17 protein-coding genes are annotated in these 18,156 nt (G+C 67.3%); 11 read left to right on the top strand and 6 right to left on the bottom strand.

The annotated features are described in order from the left end of the window. Nucleotides 1–36: 36 nt before the first annotated feature. Entirely contained in the window at nucleotides 37–1,359 is a 1,323-nt protein-coding gene (gene hisS / locus FOJ82_RS12580) for a histidine--tRNA ligase (RefSeq protein WP_143938835.1), read from the top strand. Here the strand turns inward: hisS and FOJ82_RS12575 are convergent. Further along, the gene (locus FOJ82_RS12575) at nucleotides 1,346–2,653 is read right to left on the bottom strand and encodes a DUF222 domain-containing protein (RefSeq protein WP_143938834.1); all 1,308 of its coding nucleotides are present in this window, start codon (nucleotides 2,651–2,653) and stop codon (nucleotides 1,346–1,348) included. The two genes, hisS and FOJ82_RS12575, sit on opposite strands and share 14 nt — an antisense overlap. Nucleotides 2,654–2,793: 140 nt before the next feature. Here FOJ82_RS12575 and aspS point away from each other — a divergent pair, with 140 nt between their 5' ends. Then, entirely contained in the window at nucleotides 2,794–4,635 is a 1,842-nt protein-coding gene (aspS, locus tag FOJ82_RS12570; protein ID WP_143938833.1) for an aspartate--tRNA ligase, read from the top strand. A 57-nt stretch (nucleotides 4,636–4,692) separates the two neighbouring features. On the opposite strand, the gene FOJ82_RS12565 is transcribed toward aspS, so the two are convergent. Next, complete coding sequence (locus tag FOJ82_RS12565) at nucleotides 4,693–5,919, bottom strand: multidrug effflux MFS transporter (RefSeq protein WP_143938832.1); 1,227 nt, start codon at nucleotides 5,917–5,919, stop codon at nucleotides 4,693–4,695. A 126-nt stretch (nucleotides 5,920–6,045) separates the two neighbouring features. Continuing rightward, complete coding sequence (locus FOJ82_RS12560; RefSeq protein WP_143938831.1) at nucleotides 6,046–7,053, bottom strand: LacI family DNA-binding transcriptional regulator; 1,008 nt, start codon at nucleotides 7,051–7,053, stop codon at nucleotides 6,046–6,048. A gap of 294 nt (nucleotides 7,054–7,347) precedes the next feature. Between FOJ82_RS12560 and FOJ82_RS12555 the strand changes: the two genes are divergently transcribed. The 6 genes from FOJ82_RS12555 to FOJ82_RS12530 all read left to right on the top strand — a co-directional run bounded on the left by FOJ82_RS12555 (nucleotide 7,348) and on the right by FOJ82_RS12530 (nucleotide 13,582). Beyond that, the gene (locus FOJ82_RS12555; RefSeq protein WP_143938830.1) at nucleotides 7,348–9,066 is read left to right on the top strand and encodes an extracellular solute-binding protein; all 1,719 of its coding nucleotides are present in this window, start codon (nucleotides 7,348–7,350) and stop codon (nucleotides 9,064–9,066) included. Nucleotides 9,067–9,155: 89 nt separating this feature from the next. Beyond that, nucleotides 9,156–10,205: an ABC transporter permease gene (locus FOJ82_RS12550; RefSeq protein ID WP_143938829.1), complete on the top strand. Its 1,050-nt coding sequence runs from the start codon at nucleotides 9,156–9,158 to the stop codon at nucleotides 10,203–10,205. A 9-nt stretch (nucleotides 10,206–10,214) separates the two neighbouring features. Beyond that, nucleotides 10,215–11,174: a carbohydrate ABC transporter permease gene (locus FOJ82_RS12545; RefSeq protein WP_143938828.1), complete on the top strand. Its 960-nt coding sequence runs from the start codon at nucleotides 10,215–10,217 to the stop codon at nucleotides 11,172–11,174. Nucleotides 11,175–11,235: 61 nt separating this feature from the next. Beyond that, nucleotides 11,236–11,802, top strand: a complete 567-nt coding sequence (locus FOJ82_RS12540; RefSeq protein WP_221933153.1) for a DUF624 domain-containing protein — start codon at nucleotides 11,236–11,238, stop codon at nucleotides 11,800–11,802. A gap of 75 nt (nucleotides 11,803–11,877) precedes the next feature. Then, nucleotides 11,878–12,558: an arsenate reductase/protein-tyrosine-phosphatase family protein gene (locus FOJ82_RS12535; protein WP_246099875.1), complete on the top strand. Its 681-nt coding sequence runs from the start codon at nucleotides 11,878–11,880 to the stop codon at nucleotides 12,556–12,558. Beyond that, nucleotides 12,545–13,582 (top strand): arsenate reductase/protein-tyrosine-phosphatase family protein, encoded by a 1,038-nt coding sequence (locus FOJ82_RS12530; RefSeq protein ID WP_246099874.1) that lies wholly within the window; start codon nucleotides 12,545–12,547, stop codon nucleotides 13,580–13,582. Before FOJ82_RS12535 ends, FOJ82_RS12530 begins: the two co-directional genes overlap by 14 nt. A gap of 7 nt (nucleotides 13,583–13,589) precedes the next feature. On the opposite strand, the gene FOJ82_RS12525 is transcribed toward FOJ82_RS12530, so the two are convergent. Genes FOJ82_RS12525 through FOJ82_RS12515 form a run of 3 tightly spaced genes read right to left on the bottom strand, consistent with a single transcriptional unit; the run spans nucleotide 13,590 to nucleotide 16,028 of the window. Next, nucleotides 13,590–14,594, bottom strand: a complete 1,005-nt coding sequence (locus FOJ82_RS12525) for an LLM class flavin-dependent oxidoreductase (protein WP_143938826.1) — start codon at nucleotides 14,592–14,594, stop codon at nucleotides 13,590–13,592. Nucleotides 14,595–14,650: 56 nt separating this feature from the next. After that, nucleotides 14,651–15,535 (bottom strand): hypothetical protein, encoded by an 885-nt coding sequence (locus tag FOJ82_RS12520; protein WP_143938825.1) that lies wholly within the window; start codon nucleotides 15,533–15,535, stop codon nucleotides 14,651–14,653. Beyond that, a complete protein-coding gene (locus tag FOJ82_RS12515; protein WP_143938824.1) occupies nucleotides 15,528–16,028 on the bottom strand; it encodes a SigE family RNA polymerase sigma factor in 501 nt (166 codons plus the stop codon). The genes FOJ82_RS12520 and FOJ82_RS12515 overlap by 8 nt, the downstream gene beginning before the upstream one ends. A 109-nt stretch (nucleotides 16,029–16,137) precedes the next feature. On the opposite strand from FOJ82_RS12515, the gene FOJ82_RS12510 reads away from it, so the two are divergent. The 3 genes from FOJ82_RS12510 to FOJ82_RS12500 are packed head-to-tail and all read left to right on the top strand — an operon-like array spanning nucleotide 16,138 to nucleotide 18,133. Further along, entirely contained in the window at nucleotides 16,138–17,535 is a 1,398-nt protein-coding gene (locus FOJ82_RS12510) for a replication-associated recombination protein A (protein ID WP_425472502.1), read from the top strand. Then, the gene (locus tag FOJ82_RS12505) at nucleotides 17,532–17,906 is read left to right on the top strand and encodes a DUF948 domain-containing protein (RefSeq protein ID WP_143938823.1); all 375 of its coding nucleotides are present in this window, start codon (nucleotides 17,532–17,534) and stop codon (nucleotides 17,904–17,906) included. The genes FOJ82_RS12510 and FOJ82_RS12505 overlap by 4 nt, the downstream gene beginning before the upstream one ends. Then, nucleotides 17,903–18,133 (top strand): hypothetical protein, encoded by a 231-nt coding sequence (locus tag FOJ82_RS12500; protein ID WP_143938822.1) that lies wholly within the window; start codon nucleotides 17,903–17,905, stop codon nucleotides 18,131–18,133. Before FOJ82_RS12505 ends, FOJ82_RS12500 begins: the two co-directional genes overlap by 4 nt. Nucleotides 18,134–18,156 lie beyond the last annotated feature (23 nt).

The raw sequence follows: 18,156 nt of genomic DNA, 5'->3' as shown, positions 1-18,156 counted from the left end.
TAACCGAATCGAGTTCCCTCCGAGGTCACCCCACACATGGCACGCCCCAAGCCGATTTCCGGCTTCCCAGAGTTCCTTCCCGCCGGTCGCTTCGTCGAGACGATGGTGCTGCGCACCGTCACCGAGACGTTCGAGCTGCACGGTTTCGCACCCATTGAGACCCGAGCAGTCGAACCGCTGGACCAGCTCGCGCGCAAGGGAGAGATCGACAAGGAGATCTACGTGGTCCGGCGGTTGCACGCCGCCGATGGCGAGCCGGACGAACTGGGCCTGCACTTCGACCTGACGGTGCCGTTCGCGCGCTACGTGCTGGAGAACGCCGGCCACCTGGCGTTCCCGTTCCGCCGCTACCAGGTCCAGAAGGTCTGGCGCGGTGAGCGCCCGCAGGAGGGCCGCTATCGCGAGTTCACCCAGGCCGACATCGACATCGTCGGCCAGGGCAACCTGGCGTCCCACCACGACGTCGAGATCCCGCTGGTGGCCCTCGACGTGTTCGAGAAGCTGCACAGGGACATGGGGCTGCCCCCGGTCAGCCTGCGGGTCAACAACCGCAAGCTCCTTGAGGGTTTCTACCGCGGTCTGGGAATCGAGGAGACCGCGCCCGTGCTGCAGCGCGTCGACAAGTACGACAAGATCGGGCCGGCCGCCGTCCGCGATCTCCTGACCGATGAACTGGGCCTGACGGCCGAGCAGGCCGCCAAGTGTGTCGCGCTTGCGGGGATCAGCGCCACGGACGAGTCGTTCGTCGACGACGTCTTGGGACTCGGTGTCGAGGACGAACTGCTGTCCAACGGGTTGGAGGAGCTCTCCGCGCTGGTCCGGGTGGCCAGGCGCTCGGTACCCGACCGCGTCGTCGCGGACCTGAAGATCGCCCGCGGCCTCGACTACTACACGGGCACGGTCTACGAGACCCTGCTCGTGGGCTCTGAGAAGCTGGGTTCCGTGGCCTCCGGCGGCCGCTACGACTCGCTGGCCACCGACGGGAAGACCACCTTCCCCGGCGTCGGCTACTCCTTCGGCATCACCCGCATCCTCGCTCCGCTGATCGGCAAGGGCCTCCTGGCGGCGAATCGTTCGGTGCCCTCAGCGGTGCTGGTGGCGGTCGACAACGAGGACACCCGGGAGGACGCCATCGCAGTCGCTGCCGCCATCCGGGCGCGCGGGATCGCCGTCGAGGTGGCACCCAAGGCCGACAAGTTCGGCAAGCAGATCCGTTACGCGGAACGCAGGGGCATCCCGTTCGTGTGGTTCGGCTCGGACTCGGTGAAGGACATCCGCAGCGGCGAACAGGTCACTGCGGATCCGGCGACGTGGGAACCGCCCGCCGAGGACCGGGCACCGGGCGTCATGCCCGGCTGAGATGCGGTGGCGTCGTCGTGCCGTCAAGGTCGATGACGTACTCGCGGCCCAGCGGTGAGCGCCAGGCGTAGTGCCCGGTGCTGGTCTCCATGACGTGCCAAGCCCCTGCCGTCTTGGCCCGGTGCACCCGTCTGCTCAGCGGAGTGAGGTTGTGGGTCCCGGTCTGGCCCGGTTCCCAATCAGCGCCGTGCCTGTACCGATCCAGGTGGTCCAGGTCCAGGGAGCGGGAACCGCGAGAAGAGAACGGGAAGTTCTCGACCGGGTGTCGCCGGTGGACCGCGTCCCTGATCCGCTCGGGGATCTCGTAGGAGTCCACCGGCGCGATGAACGCGTCGTCGACCACAGGCCGCACCGTGACGTTGGAGCCGGTGAGGAACTCCGGCAACGAACCGGTGGTGAGCGGCCCGAACCCTTCGATCCGCGCCACTCCCGAGTCGGGATCCGCGATGGTCCCTGCAGCGAGGTGGACGTGCACCACGGCGCGCCCTCGGCGTGCGCCAGAGGCCGCCATCGTCGTCTGGCCGGGGGTGGCGGCGGACCCGTTCAACCAGTCGAGCGCGGCGGCAGGGTCTGCGAGCAGACCGAGGGCGCTGGCGCGACGCTGCTCACGGGTCCGCGCGTCGCCGGCCCTGCCCATGCTGCGGGCGATCTGGTTGATGGTGTCGTCGAGGGCCCTCGCGTCGCGGGCCTCGAGGGAGGCGTACATGTCCGTCGTGCCGGCCTCCGGTTTGCCGAACCTGACGGTGCGGTCCTGGCGCAGGTCCTCCTCCTGCCGCTTGCGCAGCTCAGGGTCGGCCCTGGCCACCAGTCCTCTTCCAATGCGTTGCAGCCGCGGGAACGAGACGCGCCCCACCCTGGGGGCGAGCTGCTCGTCCACCCAGTGGGCGGCTGCGACGTCGAGGGCAATGGTCAGTTCGGTCAGCTTGACGGCCTGCCAGCGAGGGATGAGACCCGCGCAGAATGCGTCCCACAGGGCGGGGTGTCGGTACTTCAGGTCCAGCACTTCGGCCACGAGGTTCAGTGCCGTGCGCTGCGTGGTGCCGGTGGCAGCTGACAACTCGAGCGCGAGGAACTCCGAGACGAGCGGGGTGCCGTCGTTGCCAGGGCGGACGTAGGCGTCCTGCAGCTCCCCGATGATCGTGTCCACCTCGACCCGGTACGCCAGAGCCAGGTCCACCAGCGCCACCGCCTGCTCCACCTCCCCGAGGCGGATCCGTTCCTGCGCGCGCTGCACCTGGGTGAGTGCCTCGTTCGCGACCTGCTTCCTGTCCAGGGGAAGGACTGTGATCTCCATGAACCAACACTGTCACCCACCACTGACAGTTCGGCGCCCACCCGGCAGGCACCCGTTCGTCAGATGTTGGGGAGCGCACTAGCATGGACGTCGGTGGCTGCACCGTCTCTGCAGTCCGCCCAGAAAGGAATAGCTTCATCATGCTGCGCACCCACAAGGCCGGAGAGCTGCGAGCCTCCCACGCCGGTGAAACCGTTGTACTGAGTGGTTGGGTCGGCAAGCGCCGCGACCACGGCGGCGTCGCCTTCATCGATCTCCGTGACGCTTCCGGAGTTGCCCAGGTGGTGGTCCGCGACGAGGTCCTCGAGTCCTCCGGCGCCCACGACCTCCGCAACGAGTACTGCATCCAGGTCACCGGCGTCGTCGAGGTGCGGCCTGACGGCAACGCCAACCCGGATCTCCCCACGGGCGAGATCGAGGTGGCCATCAGCGAACTGCAAGTGCTCAACACCGCAGCCCCGCTCCCGTTCCAGATCGACGAGCGTGTCGACGTCGGCGAGGAGGCCCGCCTGAAGTACCGCTACCTGGACCTCCGCCGCCCGGCCCCCGCCGCTGCCATGCGCCTGCGCTCCGACGTGAACCGCGCCGCCCGCAAGGTGCTCGACGCCCGCGACTTCGTGGAGGTCGAGACGCCGACGCTCACGCGCAGCACACCCGAGGGTGCCCGCGACTTCCTGGTGCCGGCGCGCCTGGCCCCGGGATCCTGGTACGCCCTGCCCCAGTCGCCCCAGCTGTTCAAGCAGCTGCTGATGGTGGCCGGCATGGAGCGCTACTACCAGATCGCCCGCTGCTACCGCGACGAGGACTTCCGCGCCGACCGCCAGCCCGAGTTCACCCAGCTCGACATCGAGATGAGCTTCGTCGACCAGGACGACGTCATCGAGCTCGGCGAGGCCGTCGTCAAGGAGGTCTGGGCGCTCAAGGGCGTAGAGCTCACCACGCCGTTCCCGCGGCTCACTTTCGCCGACGCCATGGACCGGTACGGCTCGGACAAGCCCGACCTGCGTTTCGACCTCGAGATCACCGAGCTGACGAGCCTGTTCTCCGAGACCGCATTCCGTGTCTTCCAGGCCCCGTACGTCGGTGCCGTCGTCATGCCCGGCGGCGGTTCGCAGCCCCGCCGCCAGTTCGACGCGTGGCAGGAGTGGGCCAAGCAGCGCGGCGCGAAGGGGCTGGCCTACGTCACGGTCTCCGAGACCGGCGAGCTGGGCGGCCCGGTGGCCAAGAACCTCTCCGAGGCGGAACTGGCCGCGCTGCCGGAGCGCACCGGCGCCAAGCCCGGCGACTGCATCTTCTTCGCCGCCGGTGCGCGCACCTCGTCGCAGAGCCTGCTGGGCGCCGCCCGCAACGAGATCGGGCGTCGCTGTGGCCTGATTCCCGAGGACGCCTGGAGCTTCCTCTGGGTGGTCGACGCGCCGCTGTTCAAGCCAACGAACGAGGCGGTCGACGAGGGCGACGTCGCGCTGGGCGACTCCGCCTGGACCGCGGTGCACCACGCTTTCACCTCGCCGAAGCCGGAGCACCTCGACACCTTCGACACGGACCCCGGCAGTGCCCTTGCCTACGCCTACGACATGGTCTGCAACGGCAACGAGATCGGCGGCGGGTCCATCCGTATCCACCGCCGTGACGTCCAGGAGCGCGTCTTCGACGTCATGGGCATCGGTCCGGAGGAGGCGCAGGAGAAGTTCGGCTTCCTCCTGGACGCCTTCGCCTACGGTGCACCGCCGCACGGTGGCATCGCGTTCGGCTGGGACCGCATCGTCGCTCTGCTGAGCAAGTCCGACTCCATCCGCGACGTGATCGCTTTCCCCAAGTCAGGCGGCGGCTACGACCCGCTGACCCAGGCCCCGGCGCCCATCACGCCCCAGCAGCGCAAGGAGGCCGGCATCGACTTCAAACCCAAGGACAAGGACGAGAAGTCGAAGGACCGCCCGGACGCGAAGCACGGCGAGTCAGCCGACCCGGTCCAGGTTCCCTGACCGATTGACACGAAAGAGGCCCTCCCCGTCCGCGGGGAGGGCCTCTTCGGCTCCTCGTCAGTCGAGCGTGATCTGCAATTGCCAGGGGCGGACGAGCACCCACAGCACGACGACCGAGGCCAGTGCGCAGATCAGCATCGCGGCAGCCATCGGAACCGCGCTCGTCATGGCGAAGGTGCCGATGACGGGGCCCACCACGGCCGACAGGCCCATGTTGAGGGCGCCCATGAGGGATGCCGCCGTGCCGGAGTCCCGGCGATGGTTCTGCAGCGCGATCACCTGGCAGCTCGGCATCGAGGAGCCGAAGCCGAAGGTGTAGAAGAACATCGGGGCCACCAGTTGCCACGCGTTCGTGGCGATGGTGCCCACGCCGAGCAGCACCAGGGCGGCCACCACCATGACTGAGGTGCCCATCACGAGCGTCCACTGCGGACCGAGGCGCGAGGCCAGCCGGCTGCCCGCCTGGACGCCGATGAACACGCCCACGGAGCAGAGCGCGAAGATCAGCCCGAAGCCGCCGGGGGACAGGCCGAAGGTCTCCTGCAGCAGCACGGACGAGGTGGAGACGTAGGAGAACAGCCCGGAGAAGGCAAGGGCTGCGGTGATCCAGACGCCGACAAAGGTGCGGTCGCCGAGCACCCGACCGTAGGCACCCTTCAACTCGCGCACCCCACCGGTGGAGCGGTCGGCGGCGGGACGGCTCTCGGGAACCAGGACCGCCACCAGGACCACGACCACGAGCCCGTAGGCGGCGAGCACCCAGAAGATGCCGCGCCAGTTGAACAGGCCGACGAGCCACGACCCCATGACCGGCGCGATGATCGGGGCGAGGCCGGAGATCAGAGCGAGGCGGGAGAGCATCACGACGAGGCGGCGACCGTCGAACAGGTCACGTGCCATCGCCATCGCGACGACGGCGCCACCCGCGGCCGCGAAGCCCTGGAGTGCGCGCAGGACGGTGAGAAAGGTGATGTTCGGAGCCAGTGCCACCAGGACCGAGGCCACGACGTGCAGCGCGGTCATCGCCACGAGCGGAAGCTTGCGTCCGAACCGGTCGCTCAGCGGACCGATCAGCAACTGCCCGACGGCGAAGCCGACGACGGTGGCCGAGAGCGTCAACTGCACCTGGGGATCGGTGATCCCGAGGTCGGCCTTCAGTCTGGGGAAGGAAGGCAGGTAGAGGTCGATGGTGAACGGGCCGAGAGCGGTCAGCAGACCGAGGGCCACGACGATTGCGATGCGGCGGCGGCTGCTGTAGCGGTCGCCCGGATTGGTGGTGTCCACGTTGCTCCGGAAGTGGTGCGGAATGAGAAAGCGCCCACGGCGGAGTCGAGGACTCGGGCGTGGGCAACGTTGCCAGCCGATGCTATACCCAATCCCCGGGTGTGCGAACACCGGTTGCCGGCGGACTCACCCACCCAAGGCGCGGGTGGAGCCGCGCGGCACGAGGTGCACCGGCGCGACGATGTGCTCCGCCGGCGCGGCACCGTCTGCCATCCTGCGATGCAGGAGCCGGACGGCCTGCTGGGCCACACCCTTGTGGTTGGCGTCGATCGACGTGATGCCCGGCGGCACGAAGCGCGATATGTCAAGGTTGTCGAACCCGGCGAGCTGAACGTCCTCGGGCACGCGCCGCCGGTGGTCCGCGAGCGCCGCCAGGGCACCGAGGGCAAGCACGTCGGTCGCGGCGAAGACTCCGTCGAAGGAGAGGCCTGAGGCCAGAACCGCGTCGAGCGCGGCACGGGCCGCTTCGTGGGAGTAGGTCGACACGGGCACGACGAGCTCCCTGTCGACTCGGATGCCGGCCTCTTGGTGGGCAAGCTCCCACCCGCGACGGCGGTCGCCTGCCATCGTGTGCGCCGACTCGAATGCACAGCCGAGTGCGACGATGCGGCGGGAGCCGCGCTGGATCATGTGGGTGGTGGCGAGCCGGGCACCCTCCTCGTTGGCAAGACGGATGTGGTCGAAGCGTTCGGGGACGTCACGCTCCCCGAGCAGGACGAGGGGTTTGGCGCTCCGGACGCGGTCGAGTTGTTGCAGGTTCAGGCCAGCCACTGAGAGGAGGACGCCGTCGTACAGGTTGAGGTGCGCGACGGAGAGGGACGCCATCTCCTGTTCGGGCTCGGCGCTCGTGCGTGCCAGGACCAGGTGGCGACCTTCCGCCTCGATGAGAGGGGCGATCTCGTCGGCGAGCTCGCCGAAGTAGTCGTGAAAGGTGGGCACGATGAACGCGACGGTGTTGGTCCGTCCGGCCTTGAGCGCCCGGGCGGTCAGGTTGATCTCGTAGCCCAGGAGTTCCGCGGCGGCGAGGACGCGCGCCCGCGTCGACGCGCCGACCGGCCTGCGTTCGTTGAGGACGTTCGACACGGTCATGGTGGACACGCCTGCCTGGCGGGCGACGTCGGCCATCGTCACCATGAACGTCCTCCCGGGGGCATCGTAGCAACTTCCTCACTGACGACAGCCTGCCTTATGACCGTGCCCGGGTGGACTCTGGGGCGCGGCAAGCACCTCGATTTAGTGATGGATTGCAACATTTTGTGTCCTAGGGCTTGACTGCGGGAGTTCCGACGGCTTAGTTTATCGCTACATTCCGACGGGATGGGGACGCCAGGCCGATCTGGTTTCCTCGGTGCGATGGAGGCTCGGAGTCCGACCCCGGCTCCACGTCACACCCTAGGAGAAACGGTTCGCTCAACGAAGAGAGAAGACATGAGAACCACTGGCAAGAAGTTGTCGGCGCTGGCCCTGGCTGCAGCGGTCGCCGTCGGGTTGGCCGGGTGCACCGGCCAATCCCAGGAGAAGGAGGAGGTCCCGCAGGAGGATGTGGTCATCCCCGAAGGGGACCTCGCCGACGAGTCCGGGATGTTGACGCCCAGCAACCCCACCACCCTCACGACATGGATCACGTCTGCCTCGCAGGCCCCGGCCCCCGACAACAAGATCACGAAGCTGCTCGAGGAGCAGTTGGGGGTGACGCTGGAGTACGAGATCGTCGCGCCGGACAACGTCGACCAGAAGATCGGTGTCATGCTCGCGGGCGGAGAGTTCCCCGACCTCGTCGGCACCACCGACCTGCGGCTCCGTCTCCTGGAGGGCGGCGCCCTCATCCCCCTGGACGAGATGCTGGCCACCGGTGACTACCCCAACATCGCGACCCATGTCGAGGACGACATCAAGAAGATGAGCTACTCCGGCAGTGAGGTGGACCCGGGCCTGTACATCATCCCGAACTACAACCGCTTCTACGGCGAGATCACCGGCGGCACCTACTACGGCCCCGCGTTCTGGATCCAGAAGCGTGTCCTCGAGGAGGCCGGGTTCCCGGACCTCGAGAACATGACGCTGGAGCGATACTTCGAGCTCATCGCGGACTTCAAGGAAAAGCACCCCGAGACTGACGGCATCCCGACCGTGGGCTTCGAACTGCTGGCGTCGACGGGCCGTGAGTGGGGCATGACCAACCCGCCGGCGCTCCTGGCCGGCTCCCCGAACAACGGTGGCGTGATCGTCGACGAGAACGACCACGCGGAGATCTACGCGGACAAGGAGATCGCCAAGGACTTCTACGAGGTCCTCAACGAGAAGTACGCAGCGGGTCTCGTCGACCCCGAATCCTTCACGCTGACGTTCGACCAGTACACGGCGAAGCTCGCCACCGGCGCCGTACTGGGCATGCACGACCAGGGCTGGAACTTCCAGACGGCCACAGACTCGCTGCGCAGCGCCGGCAACGACCAGTACACCTACGTGCCGCTCATGCCCGTCTACGACGGAGTGGAGCCCTGGTACGCCGACCGCGACGTCATGAACACCAACCAGGGATTCGGCATCTCCGCCTCCAGCGAGCAGCCGGAGAAGGCACTGAAGTTCATCGACCTGATGCTCAGCGAGCCCTGGCAGAAGGTGCTCTCCTGGGGCATCGAGGGTGAGGACTACCTCGTCGGCGAGGACGGCATGTTCCACCGGACCGAGGAACAGCGGGCCAACGCCCGAGACCTCACCTGGCGCTCGTCCAACCGCCTCGAGGCACTGCTGGACGTGTTGCCAAAGCACCAGGGCCAGTTCTCCGATGGCAACGCCTACGGCCCCGATGACCAGCCCGCCGAGTTCTTCGCGACGCTGACCGAGTACGACGCCGCCGTCATGGAGGCCTATGACAAGCAGACCTGGCGTCAGTTCGTGAACGAGCCGCCGGAGAATCCGAAGTACTACCCGGCCTGGAACATCGGGCTCGACGACGCCGCCAACCAGGTCAACCAGCAGATCACCGACGCCAGTGTGCAGAACTTGCCGAAGGTGATCGCTGGCAGCCCAGCCGACTTCGACGCGAACTGGCAGGCCTATGTTGACGCCATCGACGCCATCGACGTCCAGGTCTACGAGGACGCGATCAATGCCGGCATCCAGGACCGCCTGGCCAATTGGTAACCGTCAGTGAGCCCGTGGTGGGGGCGTTCGCGCCCCCACCACGGTTTGCTCGGCGACCACCCGAAGCTCCTGACACAGAGGTTGGACAGATGACGAACGCCACGATCGAACCCCTAGCGACCGCCACCGGCACCGAAGCGGTCGTCGGGCTCGCGGACGCGCGCAAGCCGGACAGGAAGGCCAGAAACAAGGCAGCGAAGCCTCCCAGGCGCAGGATCACCTGGGACCTCATCTGGGCGCAGCGCGCCCTGCTCCTGATGGCCGTTCCGCTGCTGCTCTACCAGATCCTGTTCAAGTACGTCCCGGTCTACGGGTGGGCGATCGCTTTCCAGGACTACAAGCCGGGTCGCGGCAGCATCTGGAACCAGGAGTGGGTGGGTTTCGAGAACTTCGTCAACCTGTTCACCGGTGTCATGGGGGAGCGGTTCATGCGAGTCGTGACCAACACCCTGGGACAGTCGCTCCTGTCACTGTTCGTGGGGACCGTCGGAGCCATCGTCCTCGCACTGCTGCTGAACGAGGTCAGGAACCAGCCGTTCAAGCGGATCCTGCAGAACATCACCTACATGCCGCACTTCCTCAGCTGGGTGATCGTGGCGAGCCTGGCGTCGGTGGCGCTGTCGCTGCCCTCCTCCGGCGGGTTCATCAACCAAGGGCTCCTGGCTCTGGGCATCGTCGACGAGCCGGTGCTGTTCCTCACCGAGCCCAACTACTTCTGGGGAATCGTCGCCGGTACGAACCTGTGGAAGGAACTGGGCTGGAACACGATCCTCTACCTGGCCGCGATCACCGCAATCGACCCGAACCTCTACGAGGCTGCCGAGGTCGACGGTGCCGGCCGATATCGCAAGATGTGGCACATCACGCTGCCCGGGATCAAGCCCACGATCGTCGTGCTGCTGATCATCAACAGCGGCTGGATCCTGTCCACGAACTTCGAGCTGCCCTACTTCCTCGGCAACGGTCTGATCTCCGAGAGGGCCGAAACCATCGACGTCTTCGTGCTCCGGTACGGATACGAACTGGGCAACTACAGCCTCGCGGTCGTCGCGGGCATCTTCAAGACCATCGTCGCCATCATCCTGGTGGGCTCGGCGAACATGGCGGCCAAGCGCCTCAACCAAGAGTCGCTGGTCTAGGAGGACCTCATGCCAAGCACTGTTGCTACCGAGCCCCGGATGCGGGGCACAGGACGACGCAGGTCGCACCGTCAGCGGTGGACGGCCGAGCGGATCATCTTCACGACTCTCAACAGCACCTTCCTGGTGCTGCTGTCGGTGCTGATGCTCTACCCGCTGCTCAACACGTTGGCGGTCTCCTTCAACGACGGCATGGACGCAGTCAGGGGAGGGATCGGCATCTGGCCCCGCGTGTTCTCGCTGCAGAACTACGAGGTGGTGTTCAACATGCACACGATCTACCAGGCGTTCTTCATGAGCGTCCTGAAAACGGTCGTCGTCGTGTTCACGAACCTGCTGTTCACCTCGATGCTCGCCTACGCGCTCAGCCGCAACGAGTTCATCTTCCGAAGGCCGATCACCCTGATCTTCGTGCTCACGATGTACTTCGACGCCGGGTTGATCCCCAACTACCTGCTCATCAGGGACCTGGGAATGTTGAACACCTTCCAGGCCTACTGGGTGCCCGTGATCATCAGCGCGTTCAACCTGATCCTCCTGCGCACGTACATGAAGTCGATCCCGGAGGAGGTCATCGAGTCGGCACGTCTCGACGGTGCGGGCGACTTCCGGATCTGGTGGCAGATCGTGATGCCGCTGTGCAAGCCCACGCTGGCCGTGGTCGGCCTGTTCGTGGCGGTGGGCAGTTGGAACGCCTGGATCGACACCCTGCTCTACAACTCGGGCGAGCAATGGCTTTCAACCCTGCAGTACGAACTGCAGAAGCTGTTGTCCAGTTCGATGAACGCCGGAGTGAACCAGGGTACCGCGGGCAGTCAGGCGACCGTGGCGAGTGGTGGACAGGTGACCACACCGATCGCACTCCGCTCCGCCATCACCATCGTGGCGGCCGTCCCGATCCTGTTCGTCTACCCATTCCTGCAGAAGCACTTCGTCTCCGGTCTCATGATTGGCTCCGTGAAGGGCTGAACCCTCCTGAAAGGCTTCCACCATCTTCCGTTACAACCCCCGCTCGAGACTGTGGCGCATTGTGGACGCGCTCGGTTCGATCATCGTGATCAACCTGCTCTGGCTGGCGAGCATCGCCCTGGTCGTGACGGCGGGAGCAGGCACGGTGGTGGCCTACGAGCTCTGCCGCCGCGAGGTCCTGGGCAAGGACACCGGCATGGTGGCCATCGCTTCCAGCGCCTTTCGCCACAGCTGGAAGCAGGCCACTGTGATCGGCGTGCTGGCGGTCGCGGTCGCGGCCGTCGGCGTCCTCACACTGTCCTACCTGCCCTCCCTCGGACTGGGACAAGTGCTGGTTCCCCTGGTGATCGTAGTTCTGTTCCTGGTGATCCTCGTGTTCTGGTGCCTCCCCCTCGTGGCTCGCTTCACCAACCCGACCTGGCGCCAGTTGCAGAACGGGTTCACGCTGGGGCTGACGACTCCCGGCCTGACGGTCCTGCTCGGGATCGCCGTCGCCCTCGGGGGGTGGGCCGTGTGGAACTTCATGCCCGCGGTGTTCTTGGTCCCGGGCCTGATCCTGGCGTGGTGGTGCTACCTGCTGGAGCACTTCTTCATCAAGCGCGGATTCGTGCAACCGGACGCGGAGTGAGGAGCGGCTACTTGCACCTCGCGGACACTACGGTCATGATTGCCTCAAGAAGAATTGAGCAATGGAGGTGGCGCCGTGGATCTGGTCGAGGTGCATGCAGCCCTTGCCGACCCGCTGCGGCTGGCCGTCGCCCAGTACCTATACGACACCGACGAGACTCCGGGCCGACTGGGGGAGCGATTCTCGGTGCCGTCGAACCTGTTGGCGCACCACCTGGGAGTGCTCGCGGCCGCGGGTGTGGTCACCCGCCGGCGCAGCGAGCACGACGGGCGCAGGCAGTACCTCCAGCTCTCGCACTTCGAGCCGATGGTGAGGCAGTTGGTCGGCGTCGGCATCGGAGCCCGTCCCCAACCGGAGCGGGTGCTGTTCGTCTGCACCCGCAACTCGGCCCGTTCGAAACTGGCCAGCGCGCTGTGGCGACGCCACAGTCTCCTCCCCAGCGCGGACGCGGGCACCGCTCCCGCGACCGCGCCGCACCACACCGCGAACGCCGTCGCCGAACGCCTCGGCCTGTCACTGGATCGTGCGATGCGTGACGTCGAGCGCGCCCGGCGCCCGGGGGACCTCGTCGTCACGGTCTGTGACCACGTCCAGGAGACGTGGGATCACGATGGGCCCGGCCTGCACTGGTCGGTGCCGGACCCCGTGCCGGGCGGCGCCGAAGCGGACTTCGTGGGCGCCGCAGAAACCCTCGAGGCCCGGATCTCGATCCTGGCCCCGCAATTCCAGAAGGAGTCAAGCCATGACCAACACTGACACCAGGGCGAACCTGTTGTTCGTCTGCGTGAAGAACGGTGGCAAGTCACAGATGGCGGCGGCCATCGCACGGCAGGTCGGCGGCAACGCGGTCGACGTCACCTCCGCGGGGACCAGGCCCGGGTCGAAGCTGAACCAGCAGTCCGTCGAGTCGCTGGCCGAGGTCGGTGCGGGGATGGAAGGCGAGTACCCCAAGCAACTGACCGACGACATGCTGCGTGCCGCGACGCACGTGGTCCTCGTCGGATCGGAGGCGCAGGTGGAGCCGGTCGAGGGGATGACCGGCCAGATCCGCACCTGGGACATCGACGAGCCCAGCCTGCGTGGGATCGAAGGGGCCGAGCGCATGCGGCTGGTCCGTGACGACATCTCCGAGCGGGTGCTCCACCTGGTGCTGGAGGTGACCGGTCAGCCGGCCGAGCATGCGGAGCGCTACGCGGGCATCATTGCGGACCTGACGAACCAGTACGAGGGGGTATTCACGGTCGACGAGGTGCGGGCCTTCGTGCGCGAGGCGCACGCCAACCTCGCGCCGAGCGCCAGGATCCCCGCCAACCTGCCCGTGTTCGTGGAGCGCTTCAGCCACGACAAGCTGCGCGCGGCCGCCAAGGCCAAGGGCGAGCCGCGCGACGGCAAGCCGGAGCTCCTGTTCGTGTGCGTGCACAACGCCGGCCGCTCCCAGATCGCGGCCGCCATGGCCAAGCACTTCTCGGAGGGCAGGGTGGTCGTCCGCTCGGCCGGGTCCAACCCGTCCGGCCAGATCAACCCGGTGGCGCTGCAGGTGCTCGAAGAGCGGGGGATCGAGGCGGCCTACCTGTTCTCCAAGCCACTCACCGACGACGCGCTGCAGGCGTCCGACGTCGTCATCACCATGGGCTGCGGCGACGAGTGCCCCTACTACCCGGGCAAGCGGTACGAGGACTGGAAGCTCGACGACCCGAACGGGCAGCCGATCGAGACCGTCAGGCGGGTCGCCGACGAGATCGAGGTCAGGGTCCGGGGGCTGCTCGCCGAACTCCTCTGAGCCCGGCTCAGCCCTTCAGCCCCCAGGCCTCCGCAGTGAGTTCCAGCGAGCGGAGGCGGACCGCCGGGTCGTGGGCATAGGTGACCGTGATCAGTTCGTCTGCGCCCGTCTGGTCCGCGATGGACTGCAGGGTCTCGGCCACCTGGTCGGCCGTTCCGATCGCGCTGACCATGAGCATCCTTTCGGCCATCAGCTCACCCATCTCCGTGACCTCGAAGTCGGGCTCGCCCGGTGGCTGGAGCTTCTGGCGTCCACCGCTGCGCTGCATACCCATGAACATGTTGCGGGTGACCGTGAACTGGTGATGGGCCTCGGCCTCGTCCCGGCAGGCCATCACGTTGACCCCGACGCTGACGTAGGGCTTGTCGATCTGGGCCGTGGCTGAACTCGCGTCGAAGTTCGAGCGGTAGACGTCGAGCGCCTGGAACAGGGCGTCGGGGGCGAAGTGGGAGGCGAAGGAGTACGGCAGCCCCAGTGCTGCGGCCATTGACGCGCCGGCTGTGGAGGAACCCAGCATCCAGATCGGGACCTTCGTGCCCTCGGCGACGCCGGCGTGGATGCCGAGGCGGTCGCGTCCGCCGTCGAACCAGTTCATGAGGTCGACGATGTTGGCGGTGAAGTCCTCCGGCTGGGCGCTCGAACGGGCAAGCGCACGGGCGGTCAGTTGGTCGGTTCCGGGAGCGCGCCCCAGCCCGAGGTCGATCCTGCCCGGGAACATCTGCGCAAGGGTGCCGTAGTGCTCGGCAACCATCAAGGGCGCATGGTTGGGCAGCATCACGCCGCCCGAGCCGACCCTGATCCGCTCTGTCAGCGCGGCCGCACGGCCCACGAGCAGCGAGGTCGCCGACGACGCGACCGAGGCCGTGTTGTGGTGCTCGGCGTACCAGAGCCGCTCGTAGCCGAGCCGGTCGGCCACCTGTGCGGCCTCCATCGAGACCGCGATGGCATCGGCCGGGCTCTGGTTCGAGGACACGGACACGAGGTCCAGAACGGACAGGGGAATCTGGTTCATGCTTCAAACGTATCCGATGTCCGGCCGGCCGTCGGAAGCCTGCCCCACCCTCCGGCTCACGGGACCCAGCGGACGCCGTCCTCGTACAACTCCTCACCAGAGACGCAATGCGATTGGCTCGAATAGGGATCCTCTCGGCAGATCGCGTCCACGAGAACACGGTCGCCCACCGGTTCCGTGAGAGTCAACGTGAACGACTCCCAAGGATTGGATGGGCACAGTCCGCCCCCCTTGTGGCGTTCCACCTCGGCGCGGATCAGTATCTCGTCCTCACCGTAGGTGACCACTGGCTCGAGCACCTTGCCGGTGAAGCTGCTCGCGCACTCGATCCGCGTGACCGACAGTTCGAGCACGGTGGACCGGGGCGTGACCTCGTCGGGAGCGGCCAGGACCCAGGTCGCGGGATCGCCATCCACGGACGGCCGCCATCGCACACCGTTGTCGTGGGCATCGACCAGTACCCGATCGCCGATGGGCTCCGACAGCTCAACGAGAGCTGTCCCCACAGTTCCCTCGCACGTGTGGACCACGTCCGGCTCGGGCGGCGTGTAGTCGCCTGCGGCGCTGATGACGATGCGGTCCGTCTCAAGAGCAACCAGCGGATCGTGGACACTGAAGGTGGCTCCGCAGCCTCCCTCCGGCTGCTCCACCAGGATCTCGAAGGCAGTCGCTTCAGACGTCACGTCCGAGGGGTCGGCGAGGGTCCAACTGCCCAGCCTCACGTTGGGGGTCGGGGCGGTGTCCGCCAGTTCTGTGCCGCCATCACTGAGGAGGGATGCTGCGCCGAAGGCTGTCCCAACCATGGCGGCCACGAGACTCAACACCGCGGCGGCACGTTGCCGGCCACGGCGCTTGCGCACCCTGCCGCGGATCTCGGCCAGGTCGACCGCTGGCAGGTCCTGCGCCGGTACCGCTGCCAGTCTGTCCTCGATCTCAGGCATATTCTGCTCCCTCCTTGAGTTCCTGTTCTGTGAGGAGGGTCCGCAATTCGGCGAGTCCCCGTGACGACTGGCTCTTGACTGTCCCGACTGAGCGCCCGGTCAGCCGAGCCACCTCATCGATTGACAGGTCCTCGACGTAGCGCAGGACGACCACCTGCCGTTGCACGAGCGGCAGGCGAGCCAGGGCCCTCGACAGGACCTGTCGATCCTCGACCCCGGCGTCCGGGCTGCGCCCGGATTCCGGCAGGTGCTGCGTGGGCACCTCGCCGCGCCACTTGCGACGCCACCATGCCGACTGGAGCCGGACCATGGTGGTCCTCACCCAGCCGGCCGGGTTGGTCTCGATCCGGTCCCAGTGCGCGTACGCCTTGGCGAGCGACTCCTGCAGCAGGTCCTCACCGACGTCACGCGATCCGGTCAGCATCCACGCGGTGTGCAGCAGCCGGGGTGACTGCTCGCGCAGAAACACCTCGAACCCCTCTGGGTCAGACACGGACACCTCCTCACTCTCCCAGAGGGGCTGGGGTGCTCGGTAGGTTCCCGGACTTTCGGTAAACCTGCCCGTGGTAGGGCGGTCGACGCCGGGAGATAGGCTTGCGGGCGTGAACTACGACCTATTCGGCAACCCCGACCCGACGCCGACAAAGCCCGTCGGGTCGCTGGGTGACGCGCGCTCTGAGGGTGCCCCGCTGGCGGTGCGGATGCGGCCGCGCACGCTGGAGGAGATCGTCGGGCAGCAGCATCTCCTGAGCCCCGGGTCGCCGCTTCGTCGACTCGTCGAGGGCCAGCCGATGAGCGTGTTCCTGTGGGGACCGCCGGGGGTGGGCAAGACAACGCTGGCATCCATCGTCTCGCGCGCCTCGGGCGCGCGCTTCGTCGAGGTTTCGGCCGTCAGCGCCGGAGTCAAGGAACTGCGCACCGAATTGGACAAGGCCCGCCGGGAACTGGAGCGCGGCAACCCCACCGTGCTGTTCATCGACGAGGTCCACCGCTTCTCCAAGACGCAGCAGGACGCCTTGCTGCCGGCCGTGGAGAACCGCATCGTCACCTTGATCGCGGCCACGACGGAGAACCCGTCGTTCTCGGTCATCTCGCCGCTGCTGTCCCGCTCCCTGTTGCTGCGGCTCAAGCCGCTCACCGATGACGACATCGGCGGCCTGATCGACCGCGCGGTCGCCGACAAGCGCGGACTCGACGGCAACGTGACCCTGACCAAGGCCGGCCGCTCTGACCTGGTCCGGATGGCGCAGGGGGACGCCCGCCGCGCGCTCACGTTCCTGGAGGAGTCTGCGGCCAGCGCCGTCGCCCTCGAGACCAACGAGATCACCCCCGACGTGGTGGCCTCCGCCGTGGACCGTGCCACCGTTCGCTACGACCGCGACGGCGACCAGCACTACGACGTCATCAGCGCCTTCATCAAGTCGATGCGCGGCTCGGACCCGCAGGCCGCACTCCACTACCTCGCCCGGATGCTCGAGGCGGGGGAGGACCCCCGCTTCGTCGCGCGTCGCCTCATCATCCACGCCTCGGAGGACGTCGGCATGGCGGCGTCCGGGGTGCTGCAGACCTGCGTGGCCGCTGCCCAGGCGGTGCAGCTCATCGGCATGCCGGAGGCGCGCATCACCCTCGCCCACGCCACCATCGCCGTCGCGACGGCCCCGAAGTCGAACGCCGTCATCACCGCCATCGGGGAGGCGACCGCGGACGTGCACTCGGGCAAGGGGCTGGAGGTGCCCGCCCACCTGCGCGACGCCCACTACTCCGGCGCCGAGAAGCTGGGCCACGGAAAGGGCTACAAGTACCCGCACGATTACCCCCACGCCCTGGTGGCCCAGCAGTACCTGCCCGACGACCTCGTCGGCGCCAGCTACTACCGGCCCACCGCCAACGGCGCCGAAGCCGCAGTGGGGGAGCGTCTGGCGGCCATCGAGGAGGTCACTTCGGGCGGGCCCCAGTCAGCTAGAGTTACGGCGAAGCGCAACGAGGAGAGCGAATCATGACCGTTGGAGAAATCGCGGGCCTGCTGGCCGCCGTGGCACTGTGCGTGCTGGTGGCCTTCTGCGCCGTGCCGCTGTTCAAGCTCGGCCGGGTGCTCGAGGAGCTGCGGCTCACCGTGCGGGACGTCGGCCACAACTCGGTGCCGATCCTGCAGGAGCTCAAGAGCACCGTCGAGGCCACCAACGACGAGATCGCCAAGCTGTCCCTGGTCACCGAGGACGTGCACAAGGTCTCCGGCCACGCCACCGTGGTGAGCGAGAACGCCGCCCAGATGTCCCAGCTGTTCTCGGCCACCCTCGGTGGCCCGCTGGTCAAGACCGCAGCGTTCACCTACGGCGTCCGCTCCGCACTGAAGGGGCGCAGGAAGAAGTGAGAAACCTGTTCTGGCTCCTGGCGGGAGCCGCTCTGACGTGGTTCGTCATCATGAAGGGGCGCGCGCTGCTCCACCGTCTCACCCCGAAGGGCGTCGCCGAGCAGGTGGAGCGCAAGGGGAACGAGGCCGCCGCGAGCTTCGGCGACTTCTACGCCACCTTCAAGACCTCCATGGCTGCCCGGGAGGCCGAACTCCGCGAGGAACTCGGCGTTCCCGAGAGCAACTGACACACACAACACCCAAGGACGAC

The sequence above is a fragment of the Tessaracoccus rhinocerotis genome, from assembly GCF_007197885.1.
Lineage (GTDB): Bacteria > Actinomycetota > Actinomycetes > Propionibacteriales > Propionibacteriaceae > Arachnia > Arachnia rhinocerotis.
Note: the sequence above shows the minus strand (reverse complement) of the source record. Positions and strands in the feature narration are given on the sequence as shown.

Coding starts and splice junctions, on each gene's coding strand:
- hisS (WP_143938835.1), top strand. CDS start 37: ATGGCACGCCCCAAGCCGATTTCCGGCTTCCCAGAGTTCCTTCCCGCC.
- FOJ82_RS12575 (WP_143938834.1), bottom strand. CDS start 2,653: ATGGAGATCACAGTCCTTCCCCTGGACAGGAAGCAGGTCGCGAACGAG.
- aspS (WP_143938833.1), top strand. CDS start 2,794: ATGCTGCGCACCCACAAGGCCGGAGAGCTGCGAGCCTCCCACGCCGGT.
- FOJ82_RS12560 (WP_143938831.1), bottom strand. CDS start 7,053: ATGGTGACGATGGCCGACGTCGCCCGCCAGGCAGGCGTGTCCACCATG.
- FOJ82_RS12555 (WP_143938830.1), top strand. CDS start 7,348: ATGAGAACCACTGGCAAGAAGTTGTCGGCGCTGGCCCTGGCTGCAGCG.
- FOJ82_RS12550 (WP_143938829.1), top strand. CDS start 9,156: ATGACGAACGCCACGATCGAACCCCTAGCGACCGCCACCGGCACCGAA.
- FOJ82_RS12545 (WP_143938828.1), top strand. CDS start 10,215: ATGCCAAGCACTGTTGCTACCGAGCCCCGGATGCGGGGCACAGGACGA.
- FOJ82_RS12530 (WP_246099874.1), top strand. CDS start 12,545: ATGACCAACACTGACACCAGGGCGAACCTGTTGTTCGTCTGCGTGAAG.
- FOJ82_RS12525 (WP_143938826.1), bottom strand. CDS start 14,594: ATGAACCAGATTCCCCTGTCCGTTCTGGACCTCGTGTCCGTGTCCTCG.
- FOJ82_RS12520 (WP_143938825.1), bottom strand. CDS start 15,535: ATGCCTGAGATCGAGGACAGACTGGCAGCGGTACCGGCGCAGGACCTG.
- FOJ82_RS12505 (WP_143938823.1), top strand. CDS start 17,532: ATGACCGTTGGAGAAATCGCGGGCCTGCTGGCCGCCGTGGCACTGTGC.